Origin of the sequence: Gordonia alkaliphila (genome assembly GCF_023017165.1) — a bacterium.
Classification (GTDB): domain Bacteria; phylum Actinomycetota; class Actinomycetes; order Mycobacteriales; family Mycobacteriaceae; genus Gordonia; species Gordonia alkaliphila.
In genome coordinates this window covers 3,390,650-3,416,253 of record NZ_JALKBW010000001.1, presented here as the reverse complement: position 1 = coordinate 3,416,253, position 25,604 = coordinate 3,390,650, and the positions used below count along the sequence as shown (strand labels likewise).

Sequence of the window (25,604 nt, the reverse complement as noted above, 5' to 3'; positions counted from 1 at the left end):
ACCCCATGGTCGACGACGCGAACGCAACGCCTGAGGCTGGCGCCACGAACACCGGAGCCCTGTGGGGCGGCCGCTTCGCCGACGGTCCCGCGGCGGCGATGGCCGCGCTGAGCAAGTCCACGCATTTCGACTGGGCCCTGGCGCCCTTCGACATCGCCGCGTCGCAGGCACACGCACGGGTGCTGAATCGGGCCGGGCTGCTCACCGATGGGGACCTCGAGGCGATGCACGACGGCCTGGCCGACCTGGCCGCGGACATCGCGTCGGGCGAGTTCGTCGCCGCCGATTCCGACGAAGACGTACACGGCGCACTGGAGCGCGGCCTCATCGAGCGGGTCGGTGCCGAGCTCGGCGGCCGCCTGCGGGCCGGCCGGTCGCGCAACGACCAGGTGGCGACCCTGTTCCGGATGTGGCTGCGCGCCGCACTGCGTCGCGTCGGCGCCGATGTGCTCGACCTGGCGGCGGCCCTCGTCGGCCAGGCGCAGGCGCACCCCGGCGTCGTGATGCCGGGCAAGACGCACCTGCAGGCCGCGCAGCCGGTGCTGCTCGGGCACACCCTGATGGCGCACGCGCAGCCGCTGCTGCGCGACGTGGCGCGCATCGTCGACGCCGATCGTCGGCTCGCGGTGTCGCCGTACGGGTCCGGCGCGCTCGCCGGCTCGTCGCTGGGCCTGGATCCGGCCGCGATCGCCGCCGATCTGGGCTTCGACAGTGCCGCCGACAACTCCATCGACGCGACCAGCTCGCGTGACTTCGCCGCCGAGGCGGCCTTCGTGCTGGCGATGATCGGCGTCGACATGTCCCGCCTGGGCGAGGACGTGATCCTGTGGAGCACACCGGAATTCGGCTACGTGACCCTGGCCGACGCCTGGTCCACGGGGAGCTCGATCATGCCGCAGAAGAAGAACCCGGACGTCGCTGAACTGGCCCGCGGCAAGGCCGGCCGCCTCATCGGCAACCTCTCCGGGCTGATGGCCACCCTGAAAGCGCAGCCCCTGGCCTACAACCGGGACCTGCAGGAAGACAAGGAGCCGGTCTTCGACTCGGTGGAACAGCTCGAACTGCTGCTGCCGGCGATGACCGGACTGGTCGCGACCCTCGAGTTCCATGCCGAGCGGATGGCCGAGTTGGCCCCGGCCGGTTTCACCCTGGCCACCGACATCGCCGAATGGCTTGTCCGCCAGGGAGTTCCGTTCCGCGTGGCGCACGAGGTCGCCGGTGCGTGCGTGCGCGAAGCCGAGGGCCGCGGCATCGGTCTGGCCGATCTGAGCGACGACGATTTCCGGGCGATCCATCCCGAACTCACCCCGGGCGTGCGTGAGGTCCTCACCGTGATCGGATCGATCGAGTCGCGCAGCGCGCTGGGCGGCACGGCGTCGGTGCAGGTACAGCGTCAGATCGACGTCGCCACGGCGAAGATCGCCGAGTTGCGTGACGCGCTCGCCTGACGGGGCGCCCGCGAGCTGACTCGCAAGTAGGGAAGTGTTCGGCAGGCCACCACCGTTCGCTAGAGTGAGCGGGATCGCGTTCGTGAAAGAGGTAATGCCGTGGCAGGACTGCCGAATGTCGGGGGGACGATCGGTCGGATCGTCGCGACCGCGCAGAACGGGCTCGAGGTGATCCGCATGGGCGGCCTCGACACCGGAAACGAACCGGCGCCGTACCGGGTGGTGGAGACCGAGAAGATGTACCGCCTGCGGCGGTACTTCCCGGACGATCCGGGCGACGGCTACTCGCATGTGATCCTGATTCCACCGATGATGGTGTCGGCCAACGTCTACGACGTGACCGAGGAGAACGGCGCCGCCTCCATCCTGCATGAGCAGGGGATCATCCCCTGGGTGATCGACTTCGGTTCACCCGATCATGAAGAGGGCGGCATGGAGCGCACCCTCACCGATCACGTGCTGGCGATCAGTCGCGTGGTGGATCTGGTGCGGGGCCTGGTGGGTCGAGACATCCACCTCGGCGGCTACTCGCAGGGCGGCATGTTCGCCTATCAGGCGGCGGCGTACCGGCGTTCGGAGGGCATCGCCAGCGTCGTGACCTACGGCAGCCCCGTGGACGTGCTGGCCGCACTGCCGCTGGGTCTGCCCGCGGCCCTGGCCGTGCCGGGCGCCGAGATCCTCGCCGACCGGGTGTTCAACAAACTCTGGATCCCGAGTTGGTTGGCGCGCACCGGCTTTCAGCTGTTCGACCCGGTCAAGACCGCACGCAGCCGCATCGACTTCCTGCGGAAACTGCACGACCGCGACGCGCTCCTACCGCGGGAGGACCAGCGGCGCTTCTTGGAGCGGGAGGGTTGGGTCGCCTGGTCCGGGCCGGCCGTCGCCGAGCTCCTGCGTCAGTTCGTCTCGCACAACCGGATGGTGTCCGGCGGTTTCGTGATCGACGGCGACATCGTCTCGCTGACCGAGATCCGTTGCCCCATCCTGGCTTTCGTCGGCGAGACCGACGACATCGGGCAACCGCTGGCGGTGCGCGGCATCGTCGACGCCTCACCCGATGCCGAGGTGTACGAGGCGTTGGTGCCCGCCGGCCACTTCGGACTGGTGGTCGGCTCTACCGCGGGCCGCCTGTCCTGGCCGACGACGGCCGAGTGGATTCGGTGGCGCGACGGTGAGGGCGAGGCGCCCGCCGCGGTCGGCCTGATGGATCCGGATCGCGAGGGGCATGGCAGCGGGATCAGCTGGGCCAACCGCCTCACCTACGGGGTGGGTCAGGTGGCCGGCGCCGGTACCGCGCTGACCAAGGAGATCGCCGAGGCGGTGGAGTCGGTGCAGCGCACGTCCCGCGCGGTGGCCGCCGAATCGGTGCGCACGGTGCCCCGCCTGTTCCGACTGGGACAGATCCAGTCGTCGACGCGTATCTCGCTGGGCAAGCTGATGACCGAGAACAATCGTCGGACCCCGGATGCGGAACTGTTTCTCTTCGAGGACCGCGTCCTCACGCACCAGCAGGTCAACACGCGTATCGACAACGTCGTCGCGGGCCTGATCGAGTGCGGTGTGCGGCCCGGCGAGCACATCGGCGTGATGATGGACCCGCGCCCCAGTGCGCTCGTCGCCGTGGCGGCGCTCTCGCGACTGGGCGCCGTCGCGGTGATGCTGTCGACCGCCGACGACCTCGACGAGATGCTCACCCTCGCGCAGACGCGGGCCATCGTGACCGATCCGGTGCACCTGGAAGACGCGGCCGCGGTCAGCGATCGCGTGCTGGTGCTCGGCGGCGGCGATCAGCGGGTCATCGACCGCGCCGACGGCGTCCAGATCGTCGACATGGAGCAGATCGAGCCCGACGAGGTACGCCTGCCGGCGTGGTACCGACCGGACCCGGGACAGGCCGGCGACCTGGCCTTCGTGCTGTTCACCCGGGTCGAGGGACGCCTGACCCAGTGGTCGGTGACCAATCACCGATTCGCGATGTCCGCCTTCGGTGCGGCCGCGGCCGCTCGCCTGTCCACGTACGACACCGTCTACTGCCTCCCGCCGCTACACCATGCGTCGGGCCTGCTGACCACCCTGGGCGCCGCCGTCGCCGGCCGGTCGCGGATCGCGCTGTCGAACGGCGTCGACCCCGAGCGCTTCGGTCAGGAAGTGCGGCGGTACGGCGTCACCGTGGTCTCCTACACGTGGACCATGCTGCGCGAGGTGCTGCATGCGCCCGGGTTCGATCCGGCGCAGCTGTCCAGCGTGCGGCTGTTCATGGGCTCCGGTCTGCCGACCGGACTGTGGACCGAGATCGACGAACGACTGCCCCGCGCCAAGGTGCTCGAGTTCTTCGCCTCCGCCGACGGTTCGGCCATCCTGTCCAACATCGACGGCAGCAAGATCGGCTCGATGGGCCGACCGCTCCCGGAGACCAATGACGTCGCGGTCGCCGCGTACGACGCCGACAGCGGACAGTTGGTGGTGGACCCGGACACCGGTTTCGTCCGCCTGACCGAACCCAACGAGGTCGGCATGCTGATGGCCCACGCCGGGCAGCGGTTCGATGTCAGCGGCCAGGTGCTGCGCGACGTGTTCCGTCGGCAGGACCGTTGGGAGGTCTCCGGACTGCTGTTCCGCCGCGATTACGACGGCGATCTCTGGTACATGGGCTCGGTCGCGGCCAGCATGCGGACCGCGGACGGCATCGTCTATCCCGAGCCGATCCGCCAGGCGCTGTCCAAGGTGCCGTCGGTGGATCAGGTGGTGGTGTACAGCGTCGGTGCACCCGGCGCGGAGGTGGTCGTCGCGGCCATCACTCTGCGCGACGGCGTCGCCTCCACCACGCCCACCCTGCTGCGGATCGCGCTCGGCGAGATCGCCGCGACGCAGCGTCCGCACCTGATCACCGTGATCAGCGACATTCCGGTCAGCGAGTCGTACCGTCCGCTCGTCGTCGATCGCAACCTGCCGCGTCCGGGCTCGCGGATCTGGTTCCGCGATGTGGACGGTCGGTACCGGCGGTACACCCGGTCGGCCGCCGACGCCATCGACTGGTCGCGTCCCACGCCGCAGCCGGTGCTGCAGCGGCCGTCCGGTGATCAGTCCGCCACCGCCGAGCAGCCGGGGGTCGAGGCCGCTGTGGTGGAGACGACAGCCGCTGAGCCCGCAACGGTCGGAGATCGGCCCGCCGAGTAACGTGGTCGGCGGCGAAAAGGAGCACACATGACCTCACGTGCAGAGCAGTTGGACCCCGTGGTGCGCGCGCGGCTCGTCTGTCCGCAGGACCTCGGCGAGTTGATCGATGTCGGCGACGAGCTGTACAACCCGCGGCTGCGCGTGGCCTATGCGATCGACGATCTGGGCATCCCGAACATGCTGATCGCGGACGCCCGCAAGGTGGGCGACGACGAACACCGACTGCTGACCGGTGAGGCGGGCGACAAGTGAGCACCCCCGTGGATCCCGACTTCTTCGACGAGCTGGCCTGGCGCGGCCTGATCGGCCAGTCGACCGACCCCGACGCACTGCGTGCCGTCCTCACCGAAGGGCCGATCTCGCTGTACGCGGGCTTCGACCCCACCGCCTCCAGCCTGCACGCCGGTCACCTGGTGCCGCTGCTGACCCTGCGTCGCTTCCAGATGGCCGGCCATCGTCCCGTCGTGCTCTCCGGCGGAGCGACCGGCCTCATCGGCGATCCCCGCGACGTCGGCGAGCGCACCATGAATTCCGCCGACACCGTGGCCGGCTGGGCCGACAAGATCGTCGGGCAGCTGCAGCGTTTCGTCGCGATCGACGAGTCCGCCACCTCCGCGGTGCTGGTCAACAACCTCGACTGGATCAGCAAGCTCTCCGCCATCGACTTCCTGCGGGACATCGGCAAGCACTTCTCGGTCAACGTGATGCTGGCGCGCGAGACGGTCAAGCGTCGTCTGGAATCGGATGGCATCAGCTACACCGAGTTCAGCTACCTGCTGCTGCAGTCCAACGACTACCTCGAGCTGTACCGCCGGTACGGGTGCGTACTCCAGATCGGCGGCTCCGATCAGTGGGGCAACATCCTCGGCGGCGTCGACCTGATCCGCAAGGTGGAAGCCGGCAGCACGCATGCAATGACGGTCCCGCTGGTCACCGCGGCCGACGGCACCAAGTTCGGTAAGTCCACCGGCGGCGGCAGCCTGTGGCTCGACCCCGAGCTCACCTCGCCGTACGTCTGGTACCAGTACTTCGTGAACACGGCCGACGCCGACGTCATCAAGTACCTCAAGTGGTTCACCTTCCTGTCGCGCGAGGAGATCGCCGAGCTCGAGACCGCGGTCGCCGAGAAGCCGTTCCTGCGTGCCGCGCAGAAGCGGCTCGCCGCAGAGCTCACCACCCTCATCCACGGTGCCGACCAGACCGCGGCCGTCGAACTCGCCAGCTCGGCGCTGTTCGGACGCGGTGAACTGACCGGACTCGACGAGGGAACACTGGCCGCGGCACTGGGGGAGACCCAGATCGCCGAGTACGACGCGGGTGCCGCGCCCACCATCGTGGAGCTGTTCGTCGACTCCGGTCTCGTCGCCGGCAGCAAGGCGGCTCGTCGGGCGATCGACGAGGGCGGCGCGTACGTCAACAACGTCAAGATCAGCGATGCCGACTGGACACCGTCGGCCGACGATCTGCTGCATGGACGCTGGTTGGTACTCCGGCGCGGCAAGAAGACTTTCGCCGGGGCGCGGATCGGCCGCTGACCAGCGGAGTTGTGTTCCCGTTCGACGGTGTGTAACTTAATCGGAGTTGCCAGCGAGCAAGGCGCCTGAGAGGGAGCCGGCCGGGGTGACGGACTCTGCTCAGTGAAGTTCGCGCGAGATGTTTCTTTCGTGTGGTAATGGCTTACCAAGGCGACGATCAGTAGCCGACCTGAGAGGTGATCGGCCACATTGGAACTGAGACACGGTCCAAACTCCTACGGGAGGCAGCAGTGGGAATATTGCACAATGGGCGAAAGCCTGATGCAGCAACGCCGCGTGAGTGATGAAGGCCTTCGGTCGTAAAACTCTGTCCTCAAGGAAGATAATGACGGTACTTGAGGAGGAAGCCCGGCTAACTACGTGCCAGCAGCCGCGGTAATACGTAGGGGCTAGCGTTATCCGGATTTACTGGGCGTAAAGGGTGCGTAGGTGGTTTTTTAAGTCAGGAGTGAAAGGCTAGGCTCAACCGTAGTAAGCTCTTGAAACTGGAAAACTTGAGTGCAGGAGAGGAAAGTGGAATTCCTAGTGTAGCGGTGAAATGCGTAGATATTAGGAGGAACACCAGTAGCGAAGGCGGCTTTCTGGACTGTAACTGACACTGAGGCACGAAAGCGTGGGAGCAAACAGGATTAGATACCCTGGTAGTCCACGCCGTAAACGATGAGTACTAGGTGTCGGGGTTACCCCTCGGTGCCGCAGCTAACGCATTAGTACTCCGCCTGGGAGTACGCTCGCAAGAGTGAAACTCAAAGGAATTGACGGGGACCCGCACAAGTAGCGGAGCATGTGGTTTAATTCGAAGCAACGCGAAGAACCTTACCTAAGCTTGACATCCTTTTGACCGATGCCTAATCGCATTTTTCCCTTCGGGACAGAAGTGACAGGTGGTGCATGGTTGTCGTCAGCTCGTGTCGTGAGATGTTGGGTTAAGTCCCGCAACGAGCGCAACCCTTGCCTTTAGTTGCCAGCATTAAGTTGGGCACTCTGAGGGACTGCCAGGGATAACCTGGAGGAAGGTGGGGATGACGTCAAATCATCATGCCCCTTATGCTTAGGGCTACACACGTGCTACAATGGGTGGTACAGAGGGCAGCCAAGTCGTGAGGCCGAGCTAATCCCTTAAAGCCATTCTCAGTTCGGATTGTAGGCTGAAACTCGCCTACATGAAGCTGGAGTTACTAGTAATCGCAGATCAGAATGCTGCGGTGAATGCGTTCCCGGGTCTTGTACACACCGCCCGTCACACCACGGAAGTTGGGGGTGCCCCGAAGCCACTTAGCTAACCCTTTTGGGAAGCGAGTGTCGAAGGTGAAATCAATAACTGGGGTGAAGTCGTAACAAGGTAGCCGTATCGGAAGGTGCGGCTGGATCACCTCCTTTCTAGGGAGAATTAACCTACTGTTTAATTTTGAGGGTTCTTTACTTTTAATTTTGAGGGTTCTTTAACACTCTTAAACTATTGTGTTACTTACTTGTTAAGTACTAGTACTTGAAAACTGCATAACATTTAGTGATATGACATTATATAAAGAAGAAGATAAACTTCTTAAAAAATATATCATATATAAAAGATAACTTTTAAAAACATTATATAAACTTTGAGCAATGGGATTTGTCTAAAAATATATGAAGACAAAGACATTGGCGAAGCATTTTAAACTGGTCAAGTTATTAAGGGTGTAGGGCGAATGCCTTGGCACTAGGAGCCGATGAAGGACGCGATAAGCTGCGATAAGCTTGGGGGAGTTGCACGTAAACTGTGATCCCAAGATTTCCGAATGAGGAACTCACTTAGAGTAATGTCTAAGTATCGTATAGTGAATACATAGCTATACGAGGGGAACCCGGGAACTGAAACATCTAAGTACCCGGAGGAAGAAGAAAGAAATCGATTCCGTAAGTAGCGGCGAGCGAACGCGGAACAGGCCAAACCAGTGAAGTTTTCTTCACTGGGGTTGCGGACATATCATAAGGTCGAGGTATTGTAAGTGAAAGAGAGTTGGAAAGCTCCGCTATAAAGTGTAAAAGCCACGTAGCTGAAAAAACAAGAAATCGATATATGATCCAGAGTACCACGGGACACGTGAAACCCTGTGGGAAGCAGGAGGGACCATCCTCCAAGCCTAAATACTACCTAGTGACCGATAGCGTATAGTACCGTGAGGGAAAGGTGAAAAGAACCCCGGAGGGAGTGAAATAGAACCTGAAACCCTACACTTACAAGCTGTAGGAGCACATTATTTGTGTGACTGCGTACTTTTGTAGAACGGGCCAACGAGTTACGTTACCTAGCAAGGTTAAGCACTTAAGGTGTGGAGCCGCAGCGAAAGCGAGTCTTAACTGGGCGTATAGTTAGTTGACGTAGACCCGAAACCGGCGACCTATCCATGGGCAGGTTGAAGCGAAAGTAAAATTTCGTGGAGGACCGAACCCACGAGCGTTGAAAAGCTCGGGGATGACCTGTGGATAGCGGTGAAATTCCAATCGAGCCCGGATAGCTGGTTCTCTCCGAAATAGCTTTAGGGCTAGCCTCAAGATTTAGAGAAACGGGGTAGAGCACTGAATGTCCTCAGGGGTATTGCACTTACCGAAGACTATCAAACTCCGAATACCGTATTCTTATGCTTGGAGTCAGACTGTGGGTGATAAGATTCATAGTCAAAAGGGCAACAGCCCAGATCGTCAGCTAAGGTCCCTAAATGTACGTTAAGTGGTAAAGGATGTGGGATTGCACAGACAACCAGGATGTTGGCTTAGAAGCAGCCACTCATTTAAAGAGTGCGTAATAGCTCACTGGTCGAGTGATCCTGCGCCGAAAATTTCCGGGCTAAAACGTACTACCGAAGCTACGGCATCATTTATGATGGGTAGGAGAGCTTTCTATACGGATTGAAGCATTACCGTAAGGAGATGTGGACTGTATAGAAGTGAGAATGTTGGCATGAGTAGCGAGATGTGGTGAGAATCCACAGGCCGTAAACCCAAGGTTTCCAGGGGAAAGGTTCGTCGCCTGGGTTAGTCAGGACCTAAGCCGAGGCCGAAAGGCGTAGGTGATGGACAACAGGTTGATATTCCTGTACCACCAATAACCGTTTGAGAAATGGGATGACACAGTAGGATAAGCTAACCGCACTGTTGGTTATGTGCGGGCAAGTATTGAGGCAGTTCTAATAGGCAAATCCGTTAGAATAATGCTGGGGTACGATGCGGAGCGAAATTTAGTAGCGAAGTAGCTGATTTCACACTGTCGAGAAAAGTCTCTATTGAGGTTAAAGGTGCCTGTACCGCAAACCGACACAGGTGGGTGAGGAGAGTATCCTAAGGCCAGCCAGAGAACTGTTGTTAAGGAACTCGGCAAATGACCCGTAACTTAGGGAGAAGGGTGCCATGGAAACATGGCCGCAGAGATAGGCCCAAGCGACTGTTTACCAAAACATAGGTTTCTGCTAAGTCGCAAGACGATGTATAGGAGCTGACGCCTGCCGGTGCTGGAAGGTTAAGGGATCTGTTAGGGTAACCGAAGCAGTGAACTTAAGCCCCAGTAAACGGCGGCCGTAACTATAACGGTCCTAAGGTAGCGAAATTCCTTGTCGGGTAAGTTCCGACCCGCACGAAAGGCGTAACGATTTGGGCACTGTCTCAACAACAGACTGGGTGAAATTGTAATACCGGTGAAGATGCCGGTTACCTGCGACAGGACGGAAGACCCCATGGAGCTTTACTGTAGCTTGACATTGAGTCTCGGTGCTACATGTACAGGATAGGTGGGAGGCTATGAAGCATGGACGTCAGTCTGTGTGGAGCCATCCTTGGGATACCACCCTTGTAGTACTGGGATTCTAACCAGCTGCCTTGAATCAGGTAGTGGGACACTGTCAGGTGGACAGTTTGACTGGGGCGGTCGCCTCCTAAAGAGTAACGAGTAACGGAGGCGCTCAAAGGTTCTCTCAGTACGGTCGGAAATCGTACGTAGAGTGTAAAGGCAGAAGAGAGCTTGATTGCAAGACATACAGGTCGAGCAAGGACGAAAGTCGGACTTAGTGATCCGGTGGTACCGCATGGAAGGGCCATCGCTCAACGGATAAAAGCTACCCTGGGGATAACAGGCTGATCTCCCCCAAGAGTCCACATCGACGGGGAGGTTTGGCACCTCGATGTCGGCTCATCACATCCTGGGGCTGTAGTAGGTCCCAAGGGTTGGGCTGTTCGCCCATTAAAGTGGTACGCGAGCTGGGTTCAGAACGTCGTGAGACAGTTCGGTCCCTATCCGTCGCAGGCGTAGGAAATTTGAGGAGACCTGTCCTTAGTACGAGAGGACCGGATGGACGTACCGCTGGTGTACCAGTTGTTCTGCCAAGGGCATAGCTGGGTAGCTGAAGTACGGAAAGGATAAGCGCTGAAAGCATCTAAGCGCGAAGCCTGATTGGAGAACATGAGCAAGCGTGGTGGGCAATCTGCTGGTGGCGCCGATTCCGATCCGGTGATCCCGGACGAGATCACCGCCGGCGACCTCGACCCCGAGGTGCGGCGAGATCTGCAAGGTCTGGACAAGGCGTCGGCCGATCGAGTGGCCAGGCACCTCGTCGCGGTCGGAGAACTCCTGGCGGAGGATCCGGAGCTCGCACTCGAGCATGCGCGGGCGGCCCGCGCTCGTGCCGCGCGAGTCGGCGTGGTCCGCGAGACCGCAGGCATCGCGGCCTACTACGCCGGCGAATGGCAGGAAGCGCTGTCCGAGCTGCGGGCGGCACGGCGGATCTCCGGGGACGGTGACGCACTGCTCCCGTTGATCGCCGACAGTGAGCGCGGTCTGGGCCGACCGGAGAAGGCGATCGAGGTGGCACAGAGTCCCGAGGGGCAGTCGCTGATCGGTGAGGAAGCCGTTGAACTGGCGATTGTGGAAGCCGGCGCGCACCTGGATCTGGGCGACGCCGAAGGCGCGATCGGAGTCCTCGAGGGCCAGGATCTGCGTGCCGGTCGCAGTGGCACCGAGGCGGCACGCCTGTTCAGTGCCTACGCGGCTGCGCTGTCCGCGGCGGGTCGGAAGGCGCATGCTCTGGTCTGGTACCAGAACGCCGCGGCCGCCGACGTCGACGATGCGACCGACGCCGAGTACGCCCTGCAAGAACTGCTGGCCGAGGACCTCGACGGAGTCGACGTGCTCGTCGACGAGACGCCGACCGCTTCCGCGACGGGCGACACCGTCACCGCCGAGTACGACGCTCTCCTGTTCGACCTCGACGGCACGCTGTTCGAGGGCAGCACTCCGCTGCCCGGCGCACTCGATTTGGTCGCGTCTCGTCCCCGCGACGCCTACTACGTCACCAACAACGCCAGCCGGTCCGCCGCCGAGGTGGCAGCTCACTTGCGGGACCTCGGATTCGACGCGGAGCCGTCGGCGGTGATCACCAGCGCACAGGTGGGTGCACGTCTCGTTGCCGACCGGATCGCGCCAGGCAGCGCCGTCCTCGTAGTGGGCGCACGGTCGCTGCGGGACGAGGTGGCGTCGGTCGGACTGGTGCCGGTGAGCTCCGCAGACGAGTCGCCCGCTGCCGTGATCCAGGGTCACTCGCCGGACACCGACTGGGCACGGCTGTCCGAAGCAGCGCTGGCGATCGCGAACGGTGCCCAGTGGTTCGCGACCAACACCGATACCACGCTACCCACCGAGCGGGGACTGATGATCGGCAACGGCTCGATGGTGGCGGCGGTGGCGTCGGCCACCGGGCAGCAGCCCGTGGTGGCAGGCAAGCCGTCGGCCCCCATCATGCGGGCAGTGCTGGCGCGCAGCCGTAGCAGCCGCCCGCTGATGATCGGCGACCGGCTGAACACCGACATCGAAGGCGCGAATGCCGTCGGCATCGACAGCCTGCTGGTTCTGACCGGAGTGGCGTCGGCGTCGTCGCTGCTGGCGGCGGTACCGGAACAACGTCCGACCTATGTGCTCGCGAACCTGACACAGCGTGACGTCCCCGCGGCGCAGATGCGGATCGGTCCGCAGGAGAGCTGGCGCATCACGGTGCTGGAGAATCGGATCTCGGTGGATCCGGTCGGTGCCATCGATCCCATCTCGTTGCTTCCTGCGCTGACGCACGCTGTATGGACCGCAGACGTCGGCGGCCTCGAACTTCGGATCAATGCCAGCGATGCCCTGGTGATGTCGCTGCTGGTGGAGCTCGGCCTCGCCGAGGCTCGCTGACCGCCGTCGTGCGATAGCCTGGGCAGGTCATGACCGGAACCGACAACTCTCCCTCACCCGCAGCGCTGGCCGCGCGCGCGGCCCGTGCCTCGGCGCCGCCGCCCGATCCGGCCGACCACCCGGTCGCCGGACAGGTCGACGACCTGCTGGGTCAGGTGGAACAGATCCGGATCGAACTCGACGGCGGGTTCCAACTCGCTGCGGTCGCTCGGCAGGCCGATCTGCTGACCTCTGCGCACGACGCGCTGGTCGCAGCCTTGGACGAGGTCGGCCGTGGTTGAGTCGCCGGTCGGCGGGGGACACTGATGGCCGCACGCGCACGCTTAGATGCCGAACTGGTGCGCCGGGGTCTGGCCCGGTCCCGGGAACAGGCTCGACAGCTGATCGACGACGGTCGCGTCAAAGTCAACGGAACCGTCGCTGCTAAGGCCGCCACCAACGTGGGCCGGGACACCCCGCTTGTCGTCGTGGAGGGGGAGACCGACGACTGGGCCTCCCGCGGCGCACACAAACTGCTGGGGGCACTCGCCGCGTTCGGCCCGCGTGGGTTCGTCGTCGAGGGACGCCGCTGCCTCGACGCCGGTGCCTCCACCGGCGGTTTCACCGATGTCTTGCTGCGCGAAGGCGCGCGCGAGGTGGAGGCGGTCGACGTCGGCTACGGCCAGCTGGTCTGGCGGCTGCAGAGTGACGAACGGGTTCACGTGCACGACCGCACCAATGTGCGTCACCTGACCCCGGAGGCGATCGGCGGCCCGGTGGACCTCATCGTGTCCGATCTGTCGTTCATCTCCCTCAAGCTGGTGCTGCCCGCGTTGGCCTCGTGCCTGCGACCCGGGGGCGACTACCTGCCCATGGTGAAGCCGCAGTTCGAAGTGGGTAAAGAGCGGGTGGGTGCCGGCGGCGTGGTCCGCGATCCGGTGCTGCGCGCCGAGGCGGTGGCGCAGGTCGCGACGGCCGCGGCCGAGCTCGGACTGGTGACGCGGGCGGTGGAGGCGAGTCCGCTGCCGGGCCCGTCCGGCAACGTCGAGTATTTCCTGTGGCTGCACAAGCCGGACGCCCCGGCGGAGGTGTCGGCGGCGACCGATACCGTGGAGATGATCGATGCGGCCGTCGCGCGCGGACCGCAATGACGCGTACACGAGAGTCGAGGAGGTAGCGGTGGGCACTGAAACAGCGTCGATCGCTGCTCCGCGGACCTTCCTGGTGGTCGCGCACACCGGGCGCGACGTAGTGACCGGCACCCTGGACACCGTCGGCCGTCGCTGCGGCGAGGCCGGCATCACCCTGCGGGTCCTGCACCACGACACCCGCCAGCCCGCCGTGTCGCAGGACGCGTCCTGGCATCCGTTGGATCCGTCCGAACTGCGCGCCGCCGGCGCCGAGGTGGAGCTGGTGCACGCCGGTCCCGAGGCCGCGGTCGGCTGCGAGCTGGTGCTGGTGCTGGGCGGCGACGGAACCTTCCTGCGCGCCGCCGAGCTGGCCTATCCGGCGCAGGTACCGCTGCTGGGGGTCAACCTCGGCCACATCGGTTTCCTGGCCGAGGCCGAAGCACACGGCATCGACGAGGTGCTGGATAGGGTGATCGCCGGCGAATACTGCGTCGAGGATCGGATGGTGCTCGACGTCACCGTGCTCGACAACGAGGGCGGAGCCAAACTGGGGCAGACCTGGGCGCTCAACGAGGTCGCCGTGCAGAATCGTTCGCACAACGGCGTCCTCGAACTGGTCACCGAAGTCGACGGCCGACCGGTCTCGGCATTCGGGGCGGACGGGCTCCTCATCTCCACGCCGACCGGCTCCACGGCCTATGCCTTCTCGGCCGGCGGACCGGTGATGTGGCCGGACCTGGAAGCGATCCTGGTGGTGCCGAGCAATGCGCACGCGCTGTTCGCCCGACCGATGGTGACCAGCCCGCGGTCGCGCATCGCCGTCGAGGTCGACGCGCACGGGCGCCCGGCGGTGGCACTCTGCGACGGTCGGCGCATTCTGGAAGTCCCCGCGGGCGGCCGCGTCGAAGCGGTGCGCGCGGATACGTCGTTGCGGTGGGTGCGGATCGGTTCCGAACCGTTCACCGATCGCCTGGTCACCAAGTTCTCGCTGCCCGTCACCGGGTGGCGCGGAAGGAGCTGAGGAGAGCGTGCTCGAGGAGCTGTCGATTCGCGGACTCGGCGTGTTGGAGTCGGCGACAGCGGAGTTCGCGCCCGGCTTCACCGTGCTGACCGGCGAGACCGGCGCGGGTAAGACCATGATCGTGACGAGCCTGCGGCTGCTGTCCGGTGCGCGCGCCGATGCGGGACGGGTGCGGACCGGCGACGACCGGGCCGTGGTGGAGGGCCGCTTCCGGCTGCCCACCGGGGCGCAGCGTGTGCCGAAGATCGACGAAGTGCTCGACGCGACCGGTGCGCAGACCGACGACGACGACACGATCATCGCGGTCCGGACCGTCGGTGCAGACGGGCGCTCGCGGGCGCACCTCGGCGGGCGTTCGGTCCCGGCCACCGTCCTGGGTGAACTGACCGGCGAACTGCTCACCGTCCACGGCCAGAACGATCAGCTGCGGCTGGCCCGTCCGGACCAGCAGCGCGCGGCGCTCGACCGGTTCGCCGGCAAGAAAGCCACCGACCTGCTCGCCAAGTACCGCACCGCGCGGTCCCGCTGGATCGCCACCCTCGACGAGCTGGACCGTCGTCGCGCCGACTCGCGCGCGCTCGCGCAGGAAGCCGACCGTCTGCGGTTCGGGCTCGAGGAGATCGACGCCGTCGCCCCGGAACCGGGTGAGGACGCCGAACTGGTCTCGACCATCCGACGGCTCACCGACCTGGAGGATCTGCGGGCGGCCGCGGCCGGCGCGCACGGCATCGTGTCCGGCGACGGCGGCATGTCGACCAGCGTCGTCGACGGGCTCGGCTCGGTGCGTTCCCTGCTCGAAGGCGCCGACGACGAGGCGCTGCGCGAGCTGCTGCCGCGCGTGGCGGAGGCGCTGGTCGTGGTCAACGACCTCGGCGAGGAGCTGTCGGCCTACCTGTCCGGGTTGCCCAGCGACGCGCAGGACCTCGACTCGTTGCTGAACCGGCAGGGCGACCTCAAGCTGCTGACCCGCAAATACGCCGCCGACGTCGACGGGGTGATCGAGTGGGCCGACGACGCGCGCCGTCGCCTCGCCCAGCTCGACGATCCGGAGGGCTCCGTCGAAGAGCTGGAGGCGCGGGCCGAGAAGGAACGCGCGCAGGTCGCCGAACTGGCGGGCAGACTCCACGCGGTGCGGGCCGCGGCCGCCGGGAAGCTCGGCACCAAGGTCTCCGCCGAGCTCGCCGGCCTGGCGATGGGCGGCAGTGAACTCGCAGTCACCGTGACGCTGGCCTCGGCCGATGACGACCGACTTGCCATCGAGGTGGACGGCCACCGCACGACGGCCGGCGGCGACGGTGCCGACCGGGTCGAGTTCGGGCTCGTGGCGCACAAGGGTGCACGACCGTTGCCGATCGCCAAGTCGGCCTCCGGCGGCGAACTCTCCCGCGTGATGCTCGCGTTGGAGGTGGTGCTGGCCGAACCCGACGCGGGCGGAGTGATGGTCTTCGACGAAGTGGATGCCGGTGTCGGCGGCGGCGCCGCGGTGCAGATCGGTGCGCGTCTGGCCCGGCTGGCACGACGGCACCAGGTGATCGTGGTGACCCACCTGCCGCAGGTGGCGGCCTTCGCCGACAACCACCTGGTGATCGGCAAGGTCGGTGGCGGTGCGCGCGGGCGCCAGACGTCGACCCTCACCGAGCTCGACCGCGCCGAGCGGGTGGCCGAACTGGCGCGCATGCTCGCCGGGCTGGGCGATTCAGACACCGGGCGCGCGCACGCCGAGGAACTGCTGCAGACCGCCGAGGCGGCGCGGGCCACCCCGGAAGCCGGCTGAGGCGATACCAGCGAGACGGATGCGGCGCGCGAGGTTTCTGCGCATTGTGTGACATATGTTGCCGTTGTTACGGCGCGCCTCCGTGTACTCGGGCGTGATCGGGCCCAAGATCGGGCCATGAGGATGCCAGCTCTGCTCTCGCGCCGCACCGAAGACCTGCCCGGTACCACCGGTATCGCGCGTATCGACAAGAAGACGAAACGTCTGGTCGATCGGGTCGGTCCGGGTGACATCGTCATCCTCGACGAGGTGGACCTCGACCGTCTCACCGCCGACGCGCTGGTCGCAGCCGACGTGGTCGCGGTGGTGAACGCGTCGTCGTCGATCACCGGTCGCTATCCGAACCTCGGCCCCGAGGTGCTCGCGGCGTCGGGCATCCCGCTGCTCGACGAGGTGGGCTCGGAGGTCTTCGCACGGGTCAAGGAGGGCGCCAAACTCCGTCTGCACGACAACCGGCTCTACCTGGGCGACCGCGTGGTGGCGCGCGGCGCCGAGCTGGACGAGCGCGCCGTCGCCGACCGGATGCTCGAAGCCAAGACCGGCCTGATCGATCACCTCGAGGCGTTTTCCGGCAATTCCATCGAGTTCATCCGCAGCGAATCGCCACTGCTGATCGACGGCGTGGGCGTGCCGAAGCTGGACGTGAAGCTGGAGGGCCGCCACGTGGTGGTGGTGGGCGACGGCTCCGACCGCGTCGCCGACCTGAAGGCGCTCAAGCCGTTCATCAAGGAGTATCAGCCGGTCATGATCGGCGTCGGGATCGGCGCGGACACCCTGATGAAGGCCGGCTACAAGCCCGCCGTCATCGTTGCCGACCCCGATGAGATCAAGGACGAGACCCTCAAGTCGGGCGCCGAACTGGTGCTGCCCGCCGACCCGGACGGCCACGCGGCCGGCCTGGAACGCATCCAGGACCTCGGCATCGGTGCGACGACGTTCCCCGCCGTCGGCTCGGCCGGTGACCTCGCACTGCTCCTCGTCGACTTCCACGACGCCGACCTGATCGTCACCGTCGGGCTGGGCGGCACACTCAACGACTTCTTCGATCGCAGCCGTCGCGATCAGATCCCGTCGACCTTCCTGACCCGCCTCAAGGTGGGCCAGAAGCTGGTCGACGCCAAGGCCGTGGCCACCCTGTACCGCAGCCGGGTCAGCGGCGCGGTGATCGCCATGCTGGTACTGGCCGCCCTGCTCGTGCTGGTCGTCGCGCTGATGATCACCACCGGCGACGTCGGTGTCGGCGCGTGGTTCGGCGACAGGTGGGACCAGGTGACCGACTGGGTGAGCGGACTGGGAACCACCACCGGATGATTTCGCTGCGCCAGCACGCCATCTCGCTGATCGCCGTCTTCCTGGCGTTGGCGTTGGGCCTGTTCCTCGGTTCCGGCTTCATCGGGGACCGGGTGAACCAGTTGACCGGCACCGAACGCGATCGGCTCGGCGTCGCCGAGAACGAACGCGACGCGCTGGCCCGGCAGGTGAACGTCGACCAGGGCTTCCTGACCGCGGTCACGCCCGAGCTGGTGGGCGGCACGCTCGTGGGTAAATCGGTGCTCGTGGTGACCGGGCCGACGGCCGCGGACACCGACACCGAAGCCGTCAAGGCACTGCTGGCCGACGCCGGCGCCGACTATTCCGGACAGCTCAGTCTGCGGACCACGCTGGTCCGCGACGAGAACGCCGCCAAGCTCTCGACCATCGTCGACCAGTCGGTGCCTGCCGGTCAGCAGTTGCGCACCGACTTCTCCGATTCCGGATCCCGGGTGGGCGATCTGCTCGGTGCCGCACTGCTGGTGCGCGACGGGGCGCGGCCGGTGCCGGAGCAGGACCGGGCCACCGTGCTGCAGACGCTGCGCGAGGGCGGTTTCCTCGACTACGCCGACGGCACCGTGAAGCCGGCCGATCTCGTGGTGGTGATGACCGGCGGCGCCGTGCCCGCCGACTCGGGCGCTCAGGGCCAGCTGCTGGGGCGTCTGGCCTCCGCGATGGCGCAGCGTGGTCAGGGCGGCGTCCTGGCCGGCCGCGACGGTTCTGCCGACGGCAGCGCGGCGATCGCCGTCGTCCGTTCCGATCCCGGGCTGGGCAACTCGCTGTCGACCGTCGACGATGTGAACGAGCAGACCGGGCGCCTCACCGTGATCCTGGCGTTGCAGGCCGAGTCCGAGGGGCGCTCGGGCGCCTACGGCACCGGAAAAGGTGCGGCGTCGATCACGGTGACCGCGCCGGGTCGCTGATCGCACGCGCGTGTTGTTATCGGCCGGGGAAGGATGCTGTTAGGCTGAAGTCCCGTAGGTATTCAGCCTTGACGGGAGCAACAGTTTGCGATCACAGCGCCATGGGCAGCCAGGCACCAAGCACATCTTCGTGACGGGCGGCGTCGCGTCGTCCCTGGGTAAGGGCCTGACTGCGTCGAGCCTCGGCCAGCTCCTCACGTCGCGCGGACTCCGTGTGACGATGCAGAAGGTCGACCCGTATCTGAACGTGGATCCGGGCACGATGAATCCGTTCCAGCACGGTGAAGTGTTCGTCACCGAGGACGGCGCCGAAGCGGACCTGGACATCGGCCACTACGAGCGGTTTCTGGATCGCAATCTCAGTGCGTCGGCCAATGTGACCACCGGGCAGGTGTATTCGACGGTCATCGCCAAGGAACGACGCGGCGAGTACCTCGGCGACACCGTGCAGGTGATTCCGCACATCACCGACGAGCTCAAGTCGCGCATGCTGGCCATGCACGAGCCGGACAGCTCGGGCGAGGCCCCCGACGTGGTGATCACCGAGATCGGCGGCACCGTCGGCGACATCGAATCGCAGCCCTTCCTCGAGGCGGCACGGCAGATCCGCCACGACCTGGGGCGCGACAACGTCTTCTTCCTGCACGTCTCCCTGGTGCCGTACCTGGCGCCGTCCGGCGAGCTCAAGACCAAACCGACCCAGCACTCGGTGGCGGCGCTGCGGAGCATCGGCATCCAGCCCGACGCCCTGATCCTGCGGTGCGATCGTCCGGTGCCCGAGGCGCTGAAGAAGAAGATCGCGCTGATGTGCGACGTCGACATCGACGGTGTGATCTCCACCCCGGACGCCCCGTCGATCTACGACATCCCGAAGGTGCTGCACTCCGAGCAGCTCGACGCCTACGTGGTGCGCCAGCTCGGGCTGCCGTTCCGCGACGTCGACTGGACCGTGTGGGGCGACCTGCTCGACCGCGTGCACTCGCCGCGCGAGACCGTCACCGTGGCCATCGTCGGCAAGTACATCGACCTGCCCGACGCCTACCTGTCGGTGACCGAAGCGATCCGCGCCGGCGGCTTCGCGCACTACGCGCGCACCGAGGTCGTGTGGGTGCCGTCCGACGACTGTGCAACGCCCGAGGGCGCGGATGCGGCGCTGCGCGACGTCGACGCGATCATGATTCCCGGCGGCTTCGGCATCCGCGGGATCGAAGGGAAGCTGGGCGCCATCTCGTACGCCCGCGAACGCGGTGTGCCGCTGCTCGGCCTGTGCCTGGGCCTGCAGTGCGTGGTGATCGAGGCCGCACGTTCGGTGGGTCTGTCCGAGGCCAGCTCCACAGAGTTCGATCCGGACACCCCGCAGCCGGTGATCGCCACCATGGCCGATCAGACCGCGGCCGTCGCCGGTGACGCCGATCTGGGCGGCACCATGCGCCTGGGTTCGTACCCGGCCACGCTCACCCCGGGCAGCCAGGTGGCCCGCGCCTACGGCACCACCGACGTGACTGAGCGGCACCGTCACCGCTTCGAGGTGAACAACGATTACCGCGACGCGATCGCCGAATCCGGTCTGCAGTTCTCCGGCACCTCGCCGGACGGCACCCTGGTGGAGTTCGTCGAGTACCCGCGCGAGATCCATCCGTTCCTGGTGGCCACGCAGGCGCACCCGGAGCTGAAGAGCCGGCCCACGCGTCCGCACCCGCTGTTCTCGGCCTTCATCGAGGCGGCGCTGCGGTACAAGACGGCCGTGCGCCTGCCGGTGGAACTCAAGGGCTACGACGCCACCGGTCTGGACGAGGACGCCGTCGACGCGGCCTCGGCTGAGCAGACCGGGCGGTAACGATGGGCGAGCCGGGATCGCACGAGTTCACCGTCCGTGACTCGACGACGGTGTACAGCGGTGCGATCCTGGCGCTGCGCCTGGACCGAGTCGAGATGCCGGGCGGGCGGGCCGCCGAGCGAGAAGTCGTGTCCAAGCACGGTGCCGTGGCGGTGGTCGCCCGCGACGACCGCGGCCGCATCGCGCTGGTGAATCAGTATCGGCACCCGGTCGGGCGTCGCCTGCTCGAACTCCCCGCCGGTCTGCTCGACGGCGGCCCCGATGAATCGCCCGTGGAAGCGGCGCAGCGCGAGCTCGCCGAAGAGGCGGATCTGGCGGCCGGCTCGTGGCAGACTCTCGTGGACCTGGTCTCGTCGGCCGGTTTCTGCGACGAGGCCACCCGCGTGTTCCTGGCCGAGGACTTGCACGCGGTCCAGTCCGCGCCGCGGGAGAACGAGGAAGCCGACCTGCAGGTGCTGTGGCTCTCGCTCGACGACGCCGTGGCCGCCGCGTTGTCCGGCGAGATCGTCAACGCCAGCGCCGTGGCCGGGATCCTGGCCGCCGCAGAAGCCCTGCGCAGCGGCGTCGAACTGCGCGCACCGGACGCTCCGTGGACCGATCGTCCGCGGAGATTCTTTGGGCGGCAATAACTTTGGCAGCATTCCAGGTCGCCGTCGACGACGTGGTGCAGCGCTACCTGGACCACCTGACGGTGGAGAAGGGGTCGGCGCGCAACACCGTGTCGTCGTACCGGCGCGACCTCGAGCGGTACACGCAGTTCCTCGCCGACCGCGGCATCGGCACGCTCGCAGCGGTGTCCGAATCGGACGTGCGCGGTTTCCTGGTGGCGCTGCGTAAAGGCGACCCGGACGCGGGCGTGTCGGCGCTCGCCGATTCCTCCGTGGCGCGAACCCTGGTGGCCACCAGGGGACTTCACAAGTTCGCGGCGGCCGAGGGCGTCGTCGTCGAGGACGTGGCGCACGCCGTCCGACCACCGAAGGCCGCGCGACGGCTGCCGAAGGCGCTGTCGGTGGACGAGGTGCTGGTGATCCTGGACGCCGCGGGCGCACCGGATCATCCACGGGCACTGCGGGATCGGGCGATGCTCGAACTGCTCTACAGCTGCGGTGCACGCATCTCGGAGGTCACCGCCCTGGACGTCGACGACATCGACATGGAACATCGCGCGGTGGTGCTGCGCGGCAAGGGCGGCAAGGAGCGCATCGTCCCGGTGGGGCGTCCAGCCATCGCCGCCGTCGACGCCTATCTGGTGCGCGGGCGTCCGGACCTGAACAAGCGGGGGATCCCCGCGCTGTTCCTCAACGTGCGCGGGGGGCGACTGTCGAGACAGAGCGCCTGGCAGGTGCTCGTCGACGCGGCCGCGCGCGCCGGGATCGACAAAGAGGTCTCGCCGCACACCCTGCGGCACAGCTTCGCCACCCATCTGCTCGACGGCGGCGCCGACGTCCGCGTGGTCCAAGAACTACTCGGCCACTCGTCGGTGACCACCACCCAGGTGTACACGCTCGTCACGGTGAACACCATGCGCGAGGTCTACGCCACCGCGCATCCGCGCGCCCGCTAGCGGCGGCGCACTACACGTGCGCGTCGACGAGCCCGATCAGCTCTGCCGCGACGGCGGCCCGCGTGGTCGGCTCGTTGTGGATCTCGGTCCGAGTACGTCATCTCTGCACCCGCCGGCGATCTGTACGCCACGCTGACCGACCGCGTCGTGCGGACTGGCTCGTCCGTCTTCCTCGTCGACGGCGGCCACTCAGTGAGCTTCGCCCAGTTGCTGGCCGACGTCGACCGCGTCGCCGCGGGCCTGGCCGCCCGCGGGATCGGTCCGGGCGACCGGATCGCGATCGCCCTCGACAATCGCATCGAATGGGTGCAGACGCTCTTCGCGGCCGCCCGGCTCGGAGCGATCATGGTGACTCTCAACGTCCGCTACCGGGAGAGCGAGCTGCTGTTCATGCTCGGCGATTCGGGGGCGTCGATGCTGATCAGCGAGGCGCGATCCGGCGACTTCGCGTTCCCCGCGTTGCACGATTCGCTGCGCGACCGGCTCCCGGACCTGGAGACGATCGTGTACGTCGAGGCCCCCGAGGGGGCGGGTCTGCTGGGCATTCTGCCGTTCAACCATGTCGGCGGCGTCACCTGCACGCTGCTGGCGATGCTGCTGGGCGGTGGCCAGGTGATCCTGGTGCGGGCCTTCTCGCCGTCGGTGGCGATGGGGCTGGCGCGCGAACACCGGATCACCGGGCTCACCGGCGTGCCGATGATGATGAAGCTCATGCTCGCCGAACTCGCCCCGGGCGAGACGTTGCCGGTGCGGCTGGCCATCTCCGGCGGCTCCAACGTCGAGCCCGCACTGTTCCGTGCGCTGACGGCGGCAGCGCCCGAAGCCCGTCTGTTCAATCTGTACGGCCTGTCGGAGAGCTCGGGCGCGGCGGTCATGTCGGGCACCGACGACGACGAGCAGACGCTGCTCACCACGCTCGGGCTGGCGCTGGACGGCGTGGAGGCGAGGGTGGTCGACGCCGACGGGGTGCCGGTGGCGGCGGGCGTCGACGGTGAACTGCAACTGCGCGGCGCATCGATCGCCGACGGCTACTGGGATCGGCCCGAAGAACACCCCGCGGTGGTTCCCGATGACGCCGGCCGGCAAGATTCGCAAAGCCGAACTGCAACAGCGGGTTCGAGGCGAAGTCTGAGCCGCGGGGCGGTCGGACGGCCGCATACGGCGGCGGCGGGCGAGCGGATACCATTAGGGTGATTCACGAGCGGGCGATCATTCGCCCTCGAGCGCAGGCGGATCACCGCCGGGGAGGAGCAGCGGACACGTGAGCGCAGATTCGCCCAAAGCCGCTGGTCAACTGCCCCTGGAGGGCACCGAGCCGCCCGAGCTCGGTCCCACCGGGCGGCCGTACCGAGACATCCCCGATCCGCGTCCGCTCGACAAGCACGGTCCCGCCAAGGTGATCGCCGTGTGCAACCAGAAGGGCGGCGTCGGCAAGACCACGTCGACCATCAACCTGGGTGCCGCGCTCGCCGAAGCCGGTCGGCGCGTTCTTCTGGTGGATCTGGACCCGCAGGGCGCACTCTCCGCGGGGCTGGGTGTGCCGCACCACGAGCTCGACGAGACCGTGCACAACCTGCTGGTGGCGCCGTACGCGGCCACCGACGACGTGCTGTTGCGCACCCGGGTCGACGGCCTGGACCTGTTGCCGTCGAACATCGACCTCTCGGCCGCGGAGATCCAGCTGGTCAGCGAGGTGGGCCGCGAGCAGGCGCTGGCGCGAGCGCTGCACCCGGTGGCCGACCGCTACGACTACATCCTCATCGACTGCCAGCCGTCCCTGGGGCTGCTCACCGTCAACGCGCTGGCCTGTGCGGACAGCGTGCTGATCCCGATGGAGTGCGAGTACTTCTCCCTCCGCGGGCTCGCACTGCTCACCGACACCATCGAGAAGGTGCACGACCGCCTCAATCCGCGCCTGACGCTCGGCGGCATCCTGGTCACCATGTTCGACGCCCGCACCCTGCACTCGCGCGACGTGATGGCGCGCGTGGTCGAGGTGTTCGGCGACGCCGTCTTCGACACCGTGATCAGCCGTACCGTCCGCTTCCCGGAGACCTCGGTGGCCGGCGAGCCGATCACGTCCTGGGCGCCGAAATCGGCGGGGGCGGTGGCGTATCGAAACCTGGCGCGCGAGGTCATCGCCCGCAACGAGCAGTAGTCGGGGCCATGTCCCCGGACGTGAGCGAAGCGCCCACCGGCTTCCAGGTGAAGCTCACCAACTTCACTGGCCCGTTCGACTTGTTGCTCAACCTGATCAGCCAGCACCGCCTCGACGTGACGCAGGTGGCGCTGCACGTGGTGACCGACGACTTCATCGCCTACACCAAGGCGCTGGGACCGGACGCCGACCTCGAGCAGACCACCGAGTTCCTGGTCATCGCCGCCACCCTGCTCGATCTGAAGGCCGCGCGTCTGCTGCCGTCCGGCGAGGTGGAGGATCCGGAGGATCTGGCGCTGCTCGAAGCGCGCGATCTGCTGTTCGCGCGGCTGCTGCAGTACCGCGCCTACAAGCAGGTCGCGGAACTGTTCGCTGAGCTGGAAGCGACTGCGCTGCAACGCTATCCGCGCGCGGTGTCGCTGGAGGACCGCTACGCGCAGCTCCTTCCGGAGGTGGACCTGGGCGTCGATCCGCAGCGCTTCGCCGAGATCGCGGCGGCCGCCATGGCGCCGCGGCCGACACCCACCGTCGGCCTCGACCACCTGCACGGCTCGCCGGTCTCGGTGCCCGAGCAGGCCAAGCGCGTGAGCGCGCTGTTGCGGGCCGCGCCGGGGCGGAGCCTGACGTTCGGGGAACTGGTGGCCGACTGCGCGAACGGTCTGGAGGTGGTCGCGAGCTTCCTCGGGCTGCTGGAGTTGTATCGCGAACGGGCCGTGGCGTTCACCCAGCCCGAGGCGCTGGGGCTGCTGACGGTGGCGTGGACCGGTGAGGCCGACGCGGCGGAGCTCGAGAAGGCGATCGAAGAGGCGGAGGACTACCAATGACGGATCGACCCGACCCCACGCTCGACGACCCCACGCTGGACGATGAAGGCGACCGGTTCCTCGACGACACCGGCCTGCGCGGTGCGCTGGAAGCCGTTCTGCTGGTGGTGGATTCGCCGATCTCCACCGAGGAACTGGCCACCGTCGTCGATCAGGACCGGGTGCGGGTGCGGGACATGCTGCGCACCATGGCCGCCGACCTCACCGCGGCGGGCAGCGGTATCGACCTGCGGTACGCCGGCGACGGCTGGCGGTATTACACGCGCTCGGAGTTCGCGCCGTACGTGGAGAGCCTGCTGCTCGACGGTGCGCGCAGCAAACTGACGCGCGCCGCGTTGGAGACGCTCGCGGTGATCGCTTATCGGCAGCCGGTGACCCGCGCCCGGGTCAGCGCCATCCGCGGCGTCAACGTCGACGGCGTCGTCCGCACCTTGTTGGCTCGCGGCCTGATCAACGAAGCCGGCTCGGACGGTCAGACGCACGCTGTGATGTACGAGACAACGGAACTATTTCTCGAGCGGCTGGGGTTGGCATCGGTGTCGGAGCTCCCGGATCTGGCACCGCTACTGCCCGATGTCGACGTGATCGACGATCTCGGCGAGGAGCTGCTCGACGATCCGCGATTCGCCAAACTGGCCGCTCCGACGGCAGAATTGGAAACTGACACTGCGGCGGAGGTCCTCAAGGACGCCGACCAGTGAAGAAGAGAACAACTTAAGGATTCACC

Annotated in this window: 17 protein-coding genes, 2 rRNA genes and 1 pseudogene; all 20 read left to right on the top strand. The window is 66.1% G+C overall.

The genetic code is table 11. The annotated features are described in order from the left end of the window. Positions 1 to 5: 5 nt before the first annotated feature. Positions 6 to 1,448, top strand: a complete 1,443-nt coding sequence (gene argH, locus MUG78_RS15630) for an argininosuccinate lyase (protein WP_246996353.1) — start codon at positions 6 to 8, stop codon at positions 1,446 to 1,448. Positions 1,449 to 1,547: 99 nt separating this feature from the next. Further along, on the top strand, positions 1,548 to 4,625 hold the full coding sequence (locus tag MUG78_RS15625; RefSeq protein WP_246996351.1) for an AMP-binding protein: 3,078 nt from the start codon (positions 1,548 to 1,550) through the stop codon (positions 4,623 to 4,625). A 27-nt stretch (positions 4,626 to 4,652) separates the two neighbouring features. After that, positions 4,653 to 4,877, top strand: coding sequence for a Trm112 family protein (locus tag MUG78_RS15620; protein ID WP_246996349.1), 225 nt, complete (start codon positions 4,653 to 4,655; stop codon positions 4,875 to 4,877). Further along, positions 4,874 to 6,079, top strand: a pseudogene (gene tyrS, locus MUG78_RS18465) (tyrosine--tRNA ligase); the annotation flags it as partial. The gene MUG78_RS15620 and the pseudogene tyrS, both read left to right, overlap by 4 nt. After that, a 16S ribosomal RNA gene (locus tag MUG78_RS15610) occupies positions 6,072 to 7,540 on the top strand. The pseudogene tyrS and the gene MUG78_RS15610, both read left to right, overlap by 8 nt. A gap of 281 nt (positions 7,541 to 7,821) precedes the next feature. Next, a 23S ribosomal RNA gene (locus MUG78_RS15605) occupies positions 7,822 to 10,679 on the top strand. The 16S and 23S rRNA genes sit together here, the layout of an rRNA operon. 48 nt (positions 10,680 to 10,727) lie before the next feature. Continuing rightward, positions 10,728 to 12,356, top strand: coding sequence for an HAD-IIA family hydrolase (locus MUG78_RS15600; RefSeq protein WP_246996345.1), 1,629 nt, complete (start codon positions 10,728 to 10,730; stop codon positions 12,354 to 12,356). A 29-nt stretch (positions 12,357 to 12,385) separates the two neighbouring features. Further along, positions 12,386 to 12,637, top strand: coding sequence for a hypothetical protein (locus MUG78_RS15595; protein WP_246996344.1), 252 nt, complete (start codon positions 12,386 to 12,388; stop codon positions 12,635 to 12,637). A 24-nt stretch (positions 12,638 to 12,661) separates the two neighbouring features. Further along, entirely contained in the window at positions 12,662 to 13,486 is an 825-nt protein-coding gene (locus MUG78_RS15590; protein ID WP_246996341.1) for a TlyA family RNA methyltransferase, read from the top strand. A gap of 28 nt (positions 13,487 to 13,514) precedes the next feature. After that, positions 13,515 to 14,486, top strand: coding sequence for an NAD kinase (locus tag MUG78_RS15585; protein WP_246996340.1), 972 nt, complete (start codon positions 13,515 to 13,517; stop codon positions 14,484 to 14,486). Between the two features lie 7 nt (positions 14,487 to 14,493). After that, complete coding sequence (recN, locus tag MUG78_RS15580; protein WP_246996337.1) at positions 14,494 to 16,260, top strand: DNA repair protein RecN; 1,767 nt, start codon at positions 14,494 to 14,496, stop codon at positions 16,258 to 16,260. A gap of 117 nt (positions 16,261 to 16,377) precedes the next feature. Beyond that, entirely contained in the window at positions 16,378 to 17,571 is a 1,194-nt protein-coding gene (gene steA, locus MUG78_RS15575) for a putative cytokinetic ring protein SteA (protein WP_246996336.1), read from the top strand. Continuing rightward, the gene (locus MUG78_RS15570) at positions 17,568 to 18,494 is read left to right on the top strand and encodes a copper transporter (RefSeq protein ID WP_246996334.1); all 927 of its coding nucleotides are present in this window, start codon (positions 17,568 to 17,570) and stop codon (positions 18,492 to 18,494) included. Before steA ends, MUG78_RS15570 begins: the two co-directional genes overlap by 4 nt. Before the next feature lie 85 nt (positions 18,495 to 18,579). Next, entirely contained in the window at positions 18,580 to 20,331 is a 1,752-nt protein-coding gene (gene pyrG, locus MUG78_RS15565; RefSeq protein WP_246996332.1) for a CTP synthase, read from the top strand. Positions 20,332 to 20,333: 2 nt separating this feature from the next. Beyond that, the gene (locus tag MUG78_RS15560) at positions 20,334 to 20,960 is read left to right on the top strand and encodes an NUDIX domain-containing protein (RefSeq protein WP_246996330.1); all 627 of its coding nucleotides are present in this window, start codon (positions 20,334 to 20,336) and stop codon (positions 20,958 to 20,960) included. Between the two features lie 2 nt (positions 20,961 to 20,962). After that, on the top strand, positions 20,963 to 21,895 hold the full coding sequence (xerD, locus tag MUG78_RS15555; protein ID WP_246996327.1) for a site-specific tyrosine recombinase XerD: 933 nt from the start codon (positions 20,963 to 20,965) through the stop codon (positions 21,893 to 21,895). Positions 21,896 to 22,042: 147 nt separating this feature from the next. Further along, a complete protein-coding gene (locus MUG78_RS15550) occupies positions 22,043 to 23,089 on the top strand; it encodes a class I adenylate-forming enzyme family protein (protein WP_246996325.1) in 1,047 nt (348 codons plus the stop codon). Positions 23,090 to 23,156: 67 nt separating this feature from the next. Then, a complete protein-coding gene (locus MUG78_RS15545; protein WP_246996323.1) occupies positions 23,157 to 24,053 on the top strand; it encodes a ParA family protein in 897 nt (298 codons plus the stop codon). Positions 24,054 to 24,061: 8 nt separating this feature from the next. Next, a complete protein-coding gene (locus MUG78_RS15540; RefSeq protein ID WP_246996321.1) occupies positions 24,062 to 24,877 on the top strand; it encodes a segregation and condensation protein A in 816 nt (271 codons plus the stop codon). Further along, on the top strand, positions 24,874 to 25,578 hold the full coding sequence (gene scpB, locus MUG78_RS15535; RefSeq protein WP_246996319.1) for an SMC-Scp complex subunit ScpB: 705 nt from the start codon (positions 24,874 to 24,876) through the stop codon (positions 25,576 to 25,578). The genes MUG78_RS15540 and scpB overlap by 4 nt, the downstream gene beginning before the upstream one ends. Positions 25,579 to 25,604 lie beyond the last annotated feature (26 nt).

Coding starts and splice junctions, on each gene's coding strand:
- argH (WP_246996353.1), top strand. CDS start 6: ATGGTCGACGACGCGAACGCAACGCCTGAGGCTGGCGCCACGAACACC.
- MUG78_RS15620 (WP_246996349.1), top strand. CDS start 4,653: ATGACCTCACGTGCAGAGCAGTTGGACCCCGTGGTGCGCGCGCGGCTC.
- MUG78_RS15595 (WP_246996344.1), top strand. CDS start 12,386: ATGACCGGAACCGACAACTCTCCCTCACCCGCAGCGCTGGCCGCGCGC.
- MUG78_RS15590 (WP_246996341.1), top strand. CDS start 12,662: ATGGCCGCACGCGCACGCTTAGATGCCGAACTGGTGCGCCGGGGTCTG.
- steA (WP_246996336.1), top strand. CDS start 16,378: ATGAGGATGCCAGCTCTGCTCTCGCGCCGCACCGAAGACCTGCCCGGT.
- MUG78_RS15570 (WP_246996334.1), top strand. CDS start 17,568: ATGATTTCGCTGCGCCAGCACGCCATCTCGCTGATCGCCGTCTTCCTG.
- MUG78_RS15560 (WP_246996330.1), top strand. CDS start 20,334: ATGGGCGAGCCGGGATCGCACGAGTTCACCGTCCGTGACTCGACGACG.
- MUG78_RS15540 (WP_246996321.1), top strand. CDS start 24,062: ATGTCCCCGGACGTGAGCGAAGCGCCCACCGGCTTCCAGGTGAAGCTC.
- scpB (WP_246996319.1), top strand. CDS start 24,874: ATGACGGATCGACCCGACCCCACGCTCGACGACCCCACGCTGGACGAT.